This is a genomic window from Streptomyces sp. NPDC050485, assembly GCF_044458185.1.
In the GTDB taxonomy this organism is placed as follows: domain Bacteria; phylum Actinomycetota; class Actinomycetes; order Streptomycetales; family Streptomycetaceae; genus Streptomyces.
Genome location: NZ_JBITHR010000009.1, coordinates 126,746 through 141,258, shown reverse-complemented (window position 1 = coordinate 141,258; position 14,513 = coordinate 126,746). Strand labels below are relative to the sequence as shown.

9 protein-coding genes and 1 pseudogene are annotated in these 14,513 nt (G+C 71.2%); 4 read left to right on the top strand and 6 right to left on the bottom strand.

Going from position 1 to position 14,513, the window contains the following annotated elements; genetic code table 11:
• Positions 1-5: 5 nt before the first annotated feature.
• From ACIBK6_RS20030 to ACIBK6_RS20010, 5 genes are all read right to left on the bottom strand, one after another.
• Positions 6-1,193, bottom strand: coding sequence for a PLP-dependent aminotransferase family protein (locus ACIBK6_RS20030; RefSeq protein ID WP_399052610.1), 1,188 nt, complete (start codon positions 1,191-1,193; stop codon positions 6-8).
• Positions 1,190-2,224 carry an isocitrate/isopropylmalate dehydrogenase family protein gene (locus ACIBK6_RS20025; protein ID WP_399052609.1) on the bottom strand — a complete coding sequence of 345 codons (1,035 nt, stop codon included), beginning with the start codon at positions 2,222-2,224 and terminating at the stop codon, positions 1,190-1,192. Before ACIBK6_RS20025 ends, ACIBK6_RS20030 begins: the two co-directional genes overlap by 4 nt.
• The gene (locus ACIBK6_RS20020) at positions 2,221-4,167 is read right to left on the bottom strand and encodes an aconitase family protein (RefSeq protein ID WP_399052608.1); all 1,947 of its coding nucleotides are present in this window, start codon (positions 4,165-4,167) and stop codon (positions 2,221-2,223) included. The genes ACIBK6_RS20025 and ACIBK6_RS20020 overlap by 4 nt, the downstream gene beginning before the upstream one ends.
• 52 nt (positions 4,168-4,219) lie before the next feature.
• Positions 4,220-5,488: a LeuA family protein gene (locus ACIBK6_RS20015; protein WP_399052607.1), complete on the bottom strand. Its 1,269-nt coding sequence runs from the start codon at positions 5,486-5,488 to the stop codon at positions 4,220-4,222.
• A 229-nt stretch (positions 5,489-5,717) separates the two neighbouring features.
• Positions 5,718-7,148, bottom strand: a complete 1,431-nt coding sequence (locus ACIBK6_RS20010; protein ID WP_399052606.1) for a sensor histidine kinase — start codon at positions 7,146-7,148, stop codon at positions 5,718-5,720.
• Between the two features lie 491 nt (positions 7,149-7,639).
• On the opposite strand from ACIBK6_RS20010, the gene ACIBK6_RS20005 reads away from it, so the two are divergent.
• Positions 7,640-8,893: a sensor histidine kinase gene (locus tag ACIBK6_RS20005; RefSeq protein WP_399052605.1), complete on the top strand. Its 1,254-nt coding sequence runs from the start codon at positions 7,640-7,642 to the stop codon at positions 8,891-8,893.
• The gene (locus tag ACIBK6_RS20000; RefSeq protein ID WP_399052604.1) at positions 8,881-9,543 is read left to right on the top strand and encodes a LuxR C-terminal-related transcriptional regulator; all 663 of its coding nucleotides are present in this window, start codon (positions 8,881-8,883) and stop codon (positions 9,541-9,543) included. The genes ACIBK6_RS20005 and ACIBK6_RS20000 overlap by 13 nt, the downstream gene beginning before the upstream one ends.
• Positions 9,544-9,652: 109 nt before the next feature.
• Here ACIBK6_RS20000 and pheA read toward each other — a convergent pair whose 3' ends face one another.
• A complete protein-coding gene (pheA, locus tag ACIBK6_RS19995; RefSeq protein WP_399052603.1) occupies positions 9,653-10,588 on the bottom strand; it encodes a prephenate dehydratase in 936 nt (311 codons plus the stop codon).
• A 210-nt stretch (positions 10,589-10,798) separates the two neighbouring features.
• Between pheA and ACIBK6_RS19990 the strand changes: the two genes are divergently transcribed.
• Positions 10,799-12,148 (top strand): serine hydrolase domain-containing protein, encoded by a 1,350-nt coding sequence (locus tag ACIBK6_RS19990; protein WP_399052602.1) that lies wholly within the window; start codon positions 10,799-10,801, stop codon positions 12,146-12,148.
• A pseudogene (locus ACIBK6_RS19985) lies at positions 12,120-14,393 on the top strand (amino acid adenylation domain-containing protein); the annotation flags it as partial. The gene ACIBK6_RS19990 and the pseudogene ACIBK6_RS19985, both read left to right, overlap by 29 nt.
• Positions 14,394-14,513 lie beyond the last annotated feature (120 nt).

Sequence of the window (14,513 nt, the reverse complement as noted above, 5' to 3'; positions counted from 1 at the left end):
GCGCGTTACCGGAAGATCCGGGCGAGCCTCCGCACGCCCTGCTCGATCTGTTCCGGACCGTGCCCGGCGAAGGACATCCGCAGCGTGGCCGGGTCGCCCCGGCCCGCGAAGAACGGAGCGCCCGGCACATAGGCGACGTCATGGGCAACGGCCGTCGGCAGCAGGGCAATCGCGTCATACCTCGCGGGCAGCCGGACCCAGATGAACATCCCGCCGTCGGGCCTGCTCCACGTGCTGCCGGGCGGCAGCGCGTGCGCGAGCGCGCCGAGCATCACGTCGCAGCGTTCCCGGTACGCGGACGAGGTCAGCGCCAGTCGCGCGTCGAGGTCGTGCTCCCGCAGGTAGTGCGCGGCGGCCGCCTGGTCGACCGTGGACGTGTGCAGATCGAGGGCCTGCTTGGCCAGCGTGCACGCGCCGCGCAGCGCCGCCGGGGCGCGCAGCCAGCCAAGGCGCATGCCAGGCGAGAGGATCTTGGACAGGCTGCCCAGGAGCACGGTGCGGTCCGCGGCGTCGTCCAGCGAGGCGATCCACGGCACCTGCTCGCCGCGGAACCGCAGTTCGCCGTACGGGTCGTCCTCGGCGATCCACAGCCCCTGTTCGGCCGCGATGCGCGCCACCGCGCGGCGGCGCTCCAGGGGAAGCGTGTGGCCGGTGGGGTTCTGGAAGGTGGGGACCAGGTACAGCAGTCTGGGACGTTCCTCGGCGACGATCCGCGCGAGTGCCCCGACGTCGATCCCCTGGTCGTCGGTCGGCACCGGAACGACGCGTGCGCCCGCGTAGGCGAAGCACTGGAGCGCCGCCAGATACGTCGGGTCCTCGACCAGCACCGTGTCACCGGGTTCGAGGAGCACGGTCGCAAGGAGCGCCAGCGCCTGCTGCGACCCGGTCGTCACCAGCAGGTCGTCCGCGCGGGAGGGCAGTTGCCGGGCGGACAGCCGGGCCGCGACGGCCTCGCGCAGCCGGGGGTCGCCTTCGGTGGTCGAGTACTGCAGGACGCGGTACGGGGCTTCGCTCAGCACGTGGTCGTATGCCGCGCGGATGCCCTCGGCGTCGAGCAGTTCCGAGGCGGGCAGGCCGCCGGCGAAGGAGATCACCTCGGGCCGGGCCGTCAGGGCGAGGGCCTCGCGGATGACAGAGCCTCCGGCCGCGGAGGTCCGGGCGGCGAAGGGCGGGGGAGCGGTGCGGGTGTTCATGACGTCCGGTCGTCCGTCCCGCGCTTGAGCAGCGCCACCACCTGCTCCATGAACCGCTCGGTGGTTCCCCGCCCACCGAGGTCGGGGGTGGCAGCATCGCTCCGCGACACCTCGATCACACAGCCGCGGAGCAGTCCGGCGGCCCGGCCGTGCCCCAGGTGGTCGAGCATCATCGCCAGCGACATCGCCGCGGCGTGGGGGTTCGCGATGCCCTTGCCCGCGATGTCGGGGGCGCTGCCGTGCACCGGCTCGAACAGCGCGAGTCCCGTCTCGGGGCAGATGCTCGCACTCGACGCGAGGCCGAGGCCGCCCATCAGGGCCGCACCGATGTCGCTGACGATGTCTCCGAAGAGATTCGAGGCCAGGATGCCTTCGTACGGCGTCGCGTCGCGCACCAGGTTGTAGCAGAACGAGTCGACGTACTCCTCGGAACCCGTCAGCTCAGGGAAGTCCAGCAGCTCGCGGCGGAACACGTCCTGCCAGAGGCGGCCGGTGTTCGGTACGGCGTTGGACTTGTGGACCAGGGTCACCTTCCGCCGTCCCTTGTCCCGGAGTTGGCCGAGGCAGAAGCGGACGAACTTCTCGACCGTGTCCCGGGTGTAGACGCACTCGTCGATCGCCACGGTGACGCGGCCCGCGGGGGCGACCGTGCCGCCGATGCCGACGTAGAGGCCCTGGGTGTTCTCGCGGTAGAGGTCGATGACCCCGCTCGGCAGGGTGAGGGGGCGGTAGTTGACGTACAGGTCGAGACCCGTGCGCATCCCCAGCAGGATGTCCCGGCCGTGCGCCATGTCCGGGATTCGCGGGTCGCCGAGCGCGCCCAGGAAGACGGACGCGTACTCGCTCCTCAGCAGGTCGATCGCCCCGGCGGGCAGACCGATGCCGGTGGCGAGCCACTCGTCGGCTCCCCAGGGGAAGACCTCGTATTCCAGGCCGAGTTGGTACGCCTCGTTCAGGTACTCCAGGGCCGGCAGGACCGCCGGAACCACTTCCTTGCCGATTCCGTCACCGGGAACCACTGCGATCTTCATGACTGCGTCCGTGCCTTGGGTGTGTCGAACGTGTGGAACATGTCTTCAACAGAGCTGAGGCGGCCCGCGATGGCGGTGGCGGCCACGACGTAGGGGGAGGCCAGATACACCTGGCCGGGCCCCGAACGGCCGGGGAAGTTCCGGTTCTGCGCGCTCACCGTGACCTCGTCCGGGCTCTCCGAGACGCCCGGCCCGGCGTTGATGCAGGCGCCGCAGGAAGGCGGCAGCACTTCGACGCCGACCTCCCCGAAGAGGTCGATGTAGCCGCGGTCGACCGCGTAGCGCATGACGGCCTCGCTGCCGACCTGGATGTACGCCTGCACGCCGTCGGGTACGGTCACTCCCCGCGCGCGAGCCTGCTCGAAGACGCTCGCGTACATGTCCATGTCGTACGCCTTGCCGCCGGTGCAGGACCCGCCGTACACCTTGTCGACCTTGACCTCCGTGTCGACGGAGGCCAGCGGAACGGAGTTTCGCGGGTCTCCGGGCAGGGCCACCATCGGCTCGACGCCGGCCAGCTCGATGTCCACCACCGCCGAGTACGTCGCGCCCTCGTCGGAGAGGACGTCGGTGCCGGCGGACGCCGACGGGCCGCGCAGCGCCAAGTGCGCGTGGGTCACCTCGTCCGGCTCGAACAGGGCGGTCATGCCGCCCGCCTCCACCGCCATGTTGCACAGCGTGGCGCGCTCGTCCAGGTTCATCGAGGCGCACCCGGGACCGCTGAAGAGGATGACCTTGCCGAGCGTCTGGCTGCCCTGGATCATCGGGTGTGCAAGGAGCGTCAGCATGAGGTCCTTGGCGCACGCGCCCGGTGCCAGTTCGCCCAGCAGGTTGACCTGGATGACCGCCGGGACCTTCACCAGGATCTCGCGGTTGTACCAGGAGTTGGCGATGTCGGTGGCGCCCACGCCGAAGGCGAAGGCACCCACGGCGCCGGCCGTGCAGGTGTGGCTATCGGTACCGATGATCACGTCACCGGGCCGGGCGACGTTCTCGACGATGTAGTTGTGGCAGATCGCGCGGCTGCCCCCGGTGTCCGCGGGACCGATGAAGTTCCCGCCGCTCAGCGTCGCGAACTCCTCCTGCCGCTTGCCGAGGTTCTCCACCCGGTCGATCAGCTCCAGGCCGTTGGCGCGCCGCTTGAGAACCGGCTCCGCCAGCGAGAGGTGGTCCTGGAAGAAGTAGCAGGAGCCGGGGTCGGCCAGGGCGGCGTCCGCGCCGAACTCCTTGCCGAACATGCCGGCGGCCATCGGCGTCACGTACTCGTGCGAGAACCTGACGTCCGCCGCCACGAAGTACGACTCCCCGATCTGTACGGAGGCGTCCCGCGGGCACTCGTTGCGCGACGAGAGGCGGCTCTGGATGATCTTCTCGACGGCGTTCAGCGGGCGCGCCGCAGCGAAGTCGGGCTTGATGGGAGACTGGCTGCCCTCGCGGGTCTCGCGGTTGAACCCGAACAGGCCGCCCGAGTCGATGACGGCGCGCTCGATGTCGTTCGCCCGGCGCGTGAAGGCGTTCAGCGGCAGTTCCTCGCCTGCCAGCAGGGCGTCCAGGACGGTGAAGTCGTCGCAGGTGATGATGCCGACGTTGCGGCAGTTCTGCTGGTAGATCCGCTCGAAGGACCGGGCGAAGACGATCTCGACGCCGGCGTACTTCTCGGCGTACACGGCGTGTTCGCGCGACGATCCGCAGCCTTTCGCCTCGCCGCTGACGATGATCTGCGGGGCGAACGCCTGCACCGCGCCCTGGCCGAACTTCTTGTCCCGCAGGCCCAGGTACGCGTACTCGCCCAGCTTCTCGTCGTACCAGTAGCAGCACCAGCCGGGGATGATCTCGTCGGTCGAGATGTTGTTCATCAGCGGGGCGCGCAGCAGCTCCGCCGGAGTCGCGGTGCCGGTGCCGTCCAGCTGCGCGGCGAGCAGATCGGTGTCCTGCGTGATCACCAGAACGCTGCCGCGGAGACTGATGGTGCGGGGGCGGCTGCCGCTGGTCGGTTCACTCGGCGTTCGCAATGATCTGCCTTATCTGTTCGTCGGTCAGGGGACCACGGCCCGACTTCGCCTTCGCCAGCACGTTCTTGATGAAGGTGGCGTTGTCGCTGTCGTAACCGTGCACCGTCAGCCAGTACTTGACGTTGTTCGCACCGGAGGCCTCGTCGATGAGCACTTCCTGCTCACGGCCCAGATAGCTGGCCGGGACGCTGGAGTAGACCGCGTCCTTCACCAGCACGTTGCCCTTCTCATGGGCCTTGAGGATGGCGGAGGCGTGCACTCCGGCACTGGTCTTGAAGACGTCCCGGCCCAGCGCCGGGTAGTTCTGCGGGACCTCGACGCCCAGCACGGACGCGGCGTACTCGGAGTACTCGCGCAGCGCCTTCAGGTCGTAGCGGCCGTGCTCGTCCAGGTGACTGTTGATCATGAGCTGGTCGAGGGAGGCGTTTCCGGCCCGCTCCCCGATGCCCAGGATCGTGCCGTGCACGCGCTGGCAGCCGTGGGCGAGGGCGGCCAGGGAATTGGCCAGCGCCAGGCCGCGGTCGTTGTGTCCGTGCCACTCGAAGCCGACCTGGTGGCCGCGCTCGCGGAAGTACTGGTCGGACCACTGCAGGAGCGATTCGACGCCGCTGGGCAGCGCCGCGCCGACCGTGTCGCACAGGGTCACCCGCCGCACGCCCGTCTCGATGGCGACGTCGTACACCTGGCCGAGGACTTCCGGCGTGCACCGCACCGCGTCCTCAAGGACCAGGACGAACTCCGCCCCGCCGCGCCGGCATTCGACCACCGACTCGCGGATGTGACGCTGGATCAGCTGGACGTCCCAGTTCTCCACGTACTGCCGGATGGGGCTGACGCCGATGAAGATGTACGCGTCCACGGCCACCCCCACCCGCTGGGCTATCTCGCAGATCGCGTTGATGTCCGAGGGGTGGGTCCGGCCCGCGTACCCCTGGGAGAGCGAGTAGCCGCTGCGCACGATGTGCCGGGCGATCTCCACGCAGTTCTGTAACGCGGCCGGGTCCGAGCCGGGGAATCCCAGGTCCGCGGAGGTGACGCCGGAGCGGGCCATGTGGTCCACCAGCCTCAGCTTCTGCTCCAGCGAGGGATTGCGGATGTTCGGAGCCTGGAGCCCGTCGCGCAGGGTCTCATCGAAAAAGATCCCCGAATAGGGGGGCTCCGGCACCGGTTGCGGTGTCGCCACCCTCATGGCGTTCCAGTTGAACCAGACATCGGGGCTCGGACTGGAGCTGTCGGCAGTTCTTCCGTTCACTGCGATCTCCGCGTTTCTTGAAATGCGGGTCCCCCGCACCAGCGGCGGCCGCGTGGTCCGGGAACTCGCGGAACTGCGCCGGGGCACGGCAAGAATGAAAAGGCGGACGGCGGCGTCTTCGCCAGTACGGCTACCCGCACCAAGGGGGGTGCGGGTAGCCGTACCTCTCAATCCTTGATCGTCCACCCGGCCGAGGGCAAGCTGTTTCCCTGGGAGGCAAAAGGCCAGGTCAGAGGGCGTCTGGCGACCAGGGGAGGATGGCGCGGGCGGTGGTGGGGCCACCGATCGGGCTGGTGAGGACGAGCCTGCCCCGCAGGGCGGCGGTGCGGTCCACGAGCCCGCGCAGCCCGGTCCCCGCGTCCAGCGTGGCGCCGCCGACCCCGTTGTCGGTCACCACGACCACCAGGCAGTTGTCGGCCCGCTCCAGGGACACGTGAATACAGGTGGCCGAGGAGTGTTTGACGGCATTCGCGAGGGACTCCGCGATGATGTAATACGCCGTGGATTCCACCTGGGTGGCCGGTCGGCGCTCCAGTGTCGAGGACACGTGGACCGGGACGTGGAAGGTCTCGGTCAGCGCGGTGACGGCGGCGTTCAGACCGCGGTCGCTGAGGATCGGTGGCTGAATTCCGCGGACCAGGTCGCGGATTTCGTCAAGAGCCCTGCCGATCTCCTGGTGGGTCTCCTCCAGGAGCTCGTGCAAATCCTCGGCGCTGCGGTCCTTTCGGCGCGTGGCATGGGAAATCCGCATCAGCAGTACGGCCAGCCTGGCCTGCGCCCCGTCGTGCAGATCGCGCTCTATGCGCCGGTAGTCGGCGTCGTTGACGCGCAGGGCCGCGGTGCGCTGCCGCTCGGCCAGTTCCTCGCGGCGGCGCCGCTCGTCCTCGTTCATGTGGCCGAGCAGTCTTCGGACCAGCCGGGCCCGCAGCTTCCCGAGCCAGAACAGCAGCATCACCAGCGCGGCGAAGAGCGCGACGGCGCCCACCGCCACACACAGGCGCGTGACACCGCCCTGGACGACGACCGTCGTGCCCTCGCCGAAGGCCAGTTGCTCGGTCCTGCCGAAGGGGAGGCTCGCGATGAAGGCGACCGCGGGCAGGGTCATCGCGAAGACCGGCAGCAGCCAGAGCAGGCCCAGCAGGAGCAGGCACAGATAGCCGGACTCCCCCCAGCCGGAGGCGTTGTGCCGCGGCTCGCCCTCCTCGGGGACGGCGTATTCAAGTCCCCTCGCGGAGGCGGGATCCTGCGTCACCGAGGCCGCGAGGAGCAGTTCCAGGTCGGCGACCGCGCGCAGCAGCGGCAGTCCGGAGAGCAGCCCCGGGCTCATGCCGCCCAGCCGCTGCCGCAGTTTGCCCAGGGTCGGGCCCAGCCGCCGCTCCCGCTCCGGCAGCGGCTCGGCCCCCGGGACGAGCAGCACCATGACGCCGCGCACCAGGTTGGTGAGGACCTGTACGAGCAGCGTCGCCAGCAGGGGAAGCGCGTTGAGGAGCGCGGAGAGCACTCTCAGCACCATCTCCGCGATGGTCAGCGGAACCAGGAGGATGCCGACCAGGCTGCCGACGGACAGATAGATGACCCCCGCGGCGACCCGGGACCGGCCGGGCGGGCTCTCCTGGCCGGGTCTTTCCGCATCATTTACCGGCGCTTGACGGTACGTCATGACTCCAAAACCGTCGCAATTCACTCGATTTCACTGTGCGCCATTCCGATGGTGGGGACATTCTGCTGTCGGCCGGTGCGGTGCCCACGGATGCGGGGCTGGTGACCGGCCCACCGCGCGGCCGGTCGGCGGACCTGCGCTGATGAGCGGGAGTGCCGTGACGCGGGCCCCTTCGGGCAGCCGACGAGACGCGACGCTGCGCTACCCCCCGGTGACAGCCGCGGTGGTGAGCGTCCCTCACAACGCCGTCCCGCGCAACTGTTCTTGACGGCCGTCGAGAACGCGCCTCGGGGGCCGGGTCCGACCGGCTCCGCCGACGCGTTCGAGGGCACCGCACTACAGTTGTCCCAGATCATGCATGCGGGGCTCAGCAGGAGGCTACACACGTGTCAGGGCGGCCGGGCGGGACTCAGCGGGCGCCCGCGGGGCAGACCCCGGAGCCCTTTGGGGCAGCCGAGCAGGACCCCCCGAGCACCGCGGTGTGGGAGGCGATGAAGCGGCACCCGCTGCGCTTCCTCACCTCCAGCTGGCCCGTGCGCTGCTGGGCCTTTCTGTTCGGCGGCTTCCTGCTCGGCCTGGCCGTACTGGTGAGCCTTGCCCTGCTGCTCTGCTTCGGGGTGCTGCTCTCGGTCGTCGGGGTGGGCCTGGTGATCCTGGCGGTCACCATGGTGTTCGGTCTGCCCGTCGCCAACCTGGAGCGCCGGCGCCTGCGGCTGGTGGAGCCGGTGCCGCCGCCGGACCCGCACCGCTCGCTGGCGGGAGCCGGTGCGCGAACCTGGCTGCAAACACGGCTGAGAGAACGCGCAACATGGCGTGAACTGGGCTATGCCGTCATCCTCGCGGTCTTCTTCACCGGAGCGAATGCCGGTTTCGTGGTGCTGCTCGGGCTGTCGGGCATGCTGGTGGCGACCCCGGTCGTCGTCTGGGCGCTCGCCCCCGAGGCCGTAATGATCATTCCGGGGCAGGCGATCGACGGCCCGGTGGCCGCCCTGCCGTTCTGCGGCCTGGGGCTGCTCGGCCTGGTGCTGTGCGCGTACGTGGCGGGCCTGCTCGCGGCCGCGCAGGTCAAGACGGCCTGGTTCCTGCTGTCCCCGCGCGACGAGCCGTCCCGGAGCCGGGTCATCGAACTCACCCGCTCCCGCATCCGGCTTGCCGACGCCTTCGAGGCCGAGCGGCGCCGGATCGAACGCGATCTGCACGACGGCGCCCAGCAGCAACTGGTCGCGCTCACCATGACCTTGGGGCTGGCCCGGATGGAGATGGGGGAGAGCGACTCCGCGGCCGCCGAGCTCGTCACCCGGGCCCGCCGCGAGGCCCGACAGGCGCTGGACGAGCTGCGCAGGCTCGTCCGCGGCATCCACCCGCAGGTGCTGACCGACCACGGGCTCGCCGCCGCGGTGGCGGAGGTCGCGATGGGCCACCCGCTGCCCGTCACGGTCGACATCGACCTGCCGCACCGGCTGCCCGGCATGGTGGAGAGCACGGCGTACTTCACCGTGACGGAAGCACTGACCAACGCGGCCAAGCACAGCGGCGCTTCCCAGGTCGCGGTCGTCGGCAGGTATGTGAACGACCGGCTTATCCTGCTGATCACCGATGACGGACACGGTGGCGCGGACCCCGCCGGGGGAACCGGGCTGTCGGGATTGGCGGACCGTATGGCGATTCTCAAGGGTCGGCTGGTGGTGTCCAGCCCCAAGGGCGGTCCCACCCAGCTTCGAGTGGAGGTGCCGTGCTCCGGGTAGTGCTGGCCGAGGACGCCGTGCTGCTGCGCGCCGGACTGGTCGAACTCCTCACCCGCGGCGGCCATGAGGTGATCGCCGCGGTCGGCGACGCCGAGGCGCTGGCCCGCGCTGTCGACGAGCGGCCTCCGGACATCGTCATCACCGACGTCCGGATGCCGCCCGGATTCCGGGACGAGGGGCTCAAGGCCGCGCTGGAGCTGCGGGCCCGCCACGACCGGCTGCCGGTCCTGGTGCTCTCCCAGTACGTCGCGACCGCGTACGCCACCCAACTGCTCAGCGGTGACGGCCGGGAGGCGGCCGGCCTCGGGTATCTGCTCAAGGACCGGGTGGGGGAGGTCTCCGAGTTCCTGGACGCCCTGCAACGGGTCGCGGACGGCCAGACCGTCATCGACCCCGAGGTGGTGCGCGTGCTGCTCGCCCAGCAGACGGCGAGCCGGCCGCTGCGCCAGCTCACCCCGCGCGAGCGCGAGGTCCTCGCGCTGATGGCGGAGGGCCTCAACAACCAGCTGATCGCCCGGCGGTTGAGTGTGACCGAGGCCTCCGTGGTCAAGCACTCCAGCAACATCTTCATGAAGCTCAACCTCGGGCCCAGCGACGGCAACCGGCGGGTGCTCGCCGTGCTCGCCCATCTGCGGGGCGAGCCGGCCTGAGGCCGGGACGGCCCGCCCGGATCAGGGCGGTCCGGCCGTGATCAGGGGCGGCGGATCCGGCCCGCGGCCTGGTCCGGGCGGGGCTTGACACAGGCCCTGGCGACTCGCCTCAGGGCCGGCCGTCCTGGATGCGCGCCAGCCAGTCCGCCGCCGCCACGAACTCGCGGTCACTCGTGCCGGGCCGCAGTGCGGGTACGTCCACCGGAGTCACCCCCGCCCGCGGATAGGAGCCGAGGAAGCGCAGCTTGGGGACCCAGCGCCGCAGCCCCATCAGGGCCTCGGTGACCCGGGGTTCGCTGATGTGGCCCTCGGCGTCCACGGCGAACCAGTAGTTGCCGATCCCCGCGCCCGTCGGCCGGGACTGGATCAGCATCAGGTTCACCCCGCGCACCGCGAGTTCCTGGAGCAGTTCGAGCAGGGCGCCCGAACGGTCGTCGTCCAGCCACACGATCAGCGAGGTGCGGTCGGCGCCGGTCGGCGGCGACGGTCGCGCCGAGCGGCCCACCAGGACGAAGCGGGTCTCGGCGTTCGCCGCGTCGTGGATCTGGGTGACCAGCGCCTCCAGTCCGTACGCCGGCGCGGCGAACTCGCCCGCGAACGCGGCGTCGTGGCGCCCCTCCCGCACCAGCCGCGCCCCGTCCCCGTTGGAGGGCGCCGACGCCCACCGGGCGTCCGGCAGCTTCGCGGCGAGCCAGTCGCGCACCTGGGGCTGGGCGACCGGGTGGCCCGTCACCGTCTTGATGTCGGACAGGCGGGTACCGGGGCGTACCAGCAGCGCGTAGGTGATGGGGAGCAGCACCTCGCGGTAGATCATCAGCGGTTCGCCGTCGGCGAGTTCGTCGAGCGTGGTGGTGATGCCGCCCTCCACCGAGTTCTCGATCGGCACGAGGGCGGCCGCGGCCTCGCCGCCGCGTACGGCGTCGAGCGCGGCGCTGACCGACACCATGGGGACGAGTTCGCGGGTGGCCGCTTCCGGAAGCGTACGGAGCGCGGCCTCGGTGAAGGTGCCCTCCGGACCGAGGTAGGCGTAACGGGTGGCTGACATGCCGTCACCCTAAAGGGCCAACATGTCGCCTCATCTGCTTCCGCGCCCTTCAGATGGCCTTTGACCTGGGCTTTTTCCTCCCAGGGAAACGGCTTGCCCTGGGCTGGGACGACGATCAAGGATTGAGAGGTACGGCTACCCGCACCCCTGATGGTGCGGGTAGCCGTACTGGCGGAGGTATCGCCGATCGGTCAACTGATGGGGGAAGTCATGGAAGCACGGCACCTTGCGAGCCTATTAGGGGAACTGGCGGACACCCATGCCGTCCCCGGGGCGCAGCTCGCCGTGTACACCGGTGCCGAAACCGTGAGTGCGGTCGCCGGATTCGAATGCTATGGCGAACCCCGTGCGGTGGACCCCCGTACGCCATTCGCCTACGGCTCCGTGAGCAAGGTCTTCGCCGCGACGCTGGTCCTCCAGCTCGTCTCCGACGGCGACTTGGAGCTGGACGAGCCGGTCTGCGAAGTCCTGGCGGAATTCCGCGACCCGGCGGACGCCCGGCTCGCTTCGATCACCCCCCGCCAGCTCCTCAGCCACACCAGCGGCCTGGTGGCCGACCACGAACTGGACGACCCCGACGAGCGGTCCCTGCTCCGGTACGCGACAAGCGTCGCCCGGCTCCCGCTGCTCGACCGCCCCGGGAACTCCTTCTCGTACTCCAACACCGGCTACAACATCCTGGGCCGGCTGGTCGAGGAGGTCACCGCCCTGAAGTGGCGCGACGCGCTGCAGGACTTCCTGCTGCGCCCGCTGGGCGTCGACCCGTACATCGACCACAGCCCCGAGCGCCCCGCCCGGCCCCTGGCCAAGGGGCACGCGGTCCGGCCCGGACAGCGGGCGGCGCGCCCCGTCGAGCAGTTCCTGCCGCCCACCTGGACACCGGCCGGCGGCCTCAACGGCAGCGCCGAGGAGCTGATCTCGCTCGCGCGGCTGCACCTGGGCACCGACCCGAGGACCGCCGCCCTCCTGGAGGACGAGCAGCGCGCCGAGATGCGCACCGCCGTGGCCGGCGCCGACGCCTTCGGCATGGCCGACGCCTGGGCCCTGGGCCTCGGCCACTACGGCAGTGCGGACAACCGCTGGCTGGGCCACGACGGCACGGTGGACGGCGGCACGGCCCACTTGCGCTTCCACCCGGAATCGGGCGTTGCCGTCGCCCTGACCACCAACGCCACCACCGGGTCCAGCCTCTGGCCCGCCGTGGTCGGGGAACTGCGCACCCTCGGCATCCACGTCGGCGACTACGAGCCCGGCGTCCCCGCCCCGCACCCCGCCGCCTCCGCGGCCGACCCCCGTGACCTCGAACCGCTCGTGGGCGACTACGGCAACGGCGACACCGTCTTCTCCATCCGGCGCCACCACGACGGCATCCGGCTCAGCGACCGCACCGGCCTGGTCGCCGACGTCACCGTCCAGGACAGCCTGAACTTCACCGCCCGGCGCATCGACACCGACGCCGCGCCGTACACCGGACGCTTCGTCCGGGACGGCGGTACGGGCGCGATCGCGCTCCTGCAGCTCGCCGGGCGCTGTGCCAAGCGCATCCACGCCGCGGCCTGACGGCTTCCCGCCGCGCGTTCTGACCACTTTCTTCCGACTTCTCGGCAGCCCGACCCGGCCGCAGGCAGGGGGGCGCTTCGCGCCGGAGTCCGTCAATTCCTGGAGGTACAGCGTGACTCGCGCTGCAGCGTCGGCCGGCTGGGAGCTCTCCCAGCACGTTGAATTCTGGCGGCAGCGGTTGGCGGGGATCGCTCCCCTCGAACTGCCGACGGACCGTCAGCGCCCCGTCGTGCGGTCGGCCGAAACGGCGACGTACGACATCGATGTCCAGCCCGCCCTGGCCACCGCCGTACGCGAACTGGCCGGGCGCTTCGAGGCCACCGGACACGAGGTCCTCGTGGCCGCCGTGCAGGCGCTGTTCACCCGCTACTCGGGCCAGGACGACATCGCCGTCGGCACGCTCTCCCCGCGCAGCGGGCACACCGTCGTGCTGCGCGGCCGGGTCGAGGCGGCGGCCTCGTTCGGCGAACTGGTCGCCCGGGCCAAGGAGACGGTGCGGGCCGCCTTCGGCCATGACGGCGTCCCGCTCGCGCGGCTGGTCGACGCGCTGGCTCCGCAGCAGGACACCAGCGTCACCCCGTTCGTCCAGGCCATGGTCGTGGTGCGGGAGGACAGCGACGGGACCCCGGCGCCGTTCGATCCGCTGGACCTCGCGCTGGAGTTCACCGACTCGGCACGGCCGACGGCGCGCATCCACTTCAGCACCGCCCTCTTCGACCGGGCCACCATCGCCCGGCTCGCCGGCCATCTCGGCGTTCTGCTGGCGGGCGCCGCCGCCGACCCCGGGCGCGCCGTCTCGGCGCTGCCGATGCTCACCGACGGCGAGTTCGACCAGGTCGTACGGGAGTGGAACGCCACCGGCCGCGAGGTCCCCACCGCTACCTTCCCCGAGCTGTTCGCCGCCCATGCCGCGGCCCGCCCGGACGCCGTCGCCGTCATCGACGAGCACGGCCCGACGACCTACCGGGAGCTGGACGAGCGAGCCAACCGCCTCGCGCACCGGCTGCGCGCGCTCGGCGCCGGCCGGGACGTCCTGATCGGCCTGTGCGTGGAGCGCGGTGCCCCGATGGCGGTGGGACTGCTCGGCATCATGAAGGCGGGCGCCGCCTATCTGCCGCTCGACGCCGACTATCCGGCGGGCCGGCTCGCCTACATGCTCCAGGACTCCGGCGCGCGTCTTGTCGTGACGCACCAGGGCCTCGGCGACCGGCTGCCGCGCACCGACGCCGTCCTGGTCACCCCGGACCCGCAGCCCGGCGACGAGGACCGCTACCCGTCCACCGCACCCGACATCGAGCTGTCCCCGCAGGACCTCGCGTACGTCATCTACACCTCCGGCTCCACCGGCAGGCCCAAGGGCGTGCTCGTCTCGCACGCCGGAATCGGCAACCTCGCGGCCGTCCAGACCGCGCACTTCGACGTCACACCGGACAGCCGGATCCTGCAGTTCGCCTCCGCCAGCTTCGACGCTGCGTTCTGGGAGATCTGCATGGGCCTGGTCACCGGCGCCGCGCTGGTCATGGGCGCCAAGGACGCCATGCTGCCCGGCGAGCCGCTGGCCGCGTACGCCGCCCGGCACGGCGTCACCCACGCCACGCTGACCCCGGCTACCGTCGCCGTCCTGCCGGAGGGCCGCGGCCTGCCCGCCGGTGTCACCCTGGTGGTCGCCGGTGAGGCGAGCACCGGTGACCTGGTGGCGCGCTGGTCCGCCGGGCGCCGCATGGTCAACGCGTACGGCCCGACCGAGACCACCGTGTGCGCGACCATGAGCGCGCCGCTCAGCGGCGGCGCGGTGCCGCCGATCGGCGCGCCGATCGCCAACACGCAGGTCTACGTCCTGGACGACGCCCTGCGCCCGGTGCCCGCCGGAGTCCGGGGCGAGCTCTACATCGCCGGCGCCGGTCTTGCCCGCGGCTACCACGGCCGGGCCGCCCTGACCGCGGAGCGGTTCGTCGCCAACCCGTTCGGCGAGCCGGGCCGCCGGATGTACCGCACCGGAGACGTGGCCCGCTGGCGGGCCGACGGCACGCTGGAGTACCTGGGCCGCGCGGACGACCAGGTCAAGGTCCGCGGCTTCCGCATCGAACTCGGCGAGATCGAGAGCGCGTTGGTCCAGCACCCGGACCTCGCGCAGGCCGTGGTCGTCACCCACAACACCAACCTGCTCGCCTACGTCTCCCCGCTCGGCGCCGCGCGCCCCACGGCGGAGGACATCAGGACCCACCTCGCCGCGAGCCTGCCCGACTACATGGTGCCTTCCGCGATCGTGGTGCTCGACACCCTGCCGCTCACCCCCAACGGCAAGGTCGACCGCAGGGCGCTGCCCGACCCGGCCGGGGGGGGGGGGGGGGGGGGGGGGGGGGGG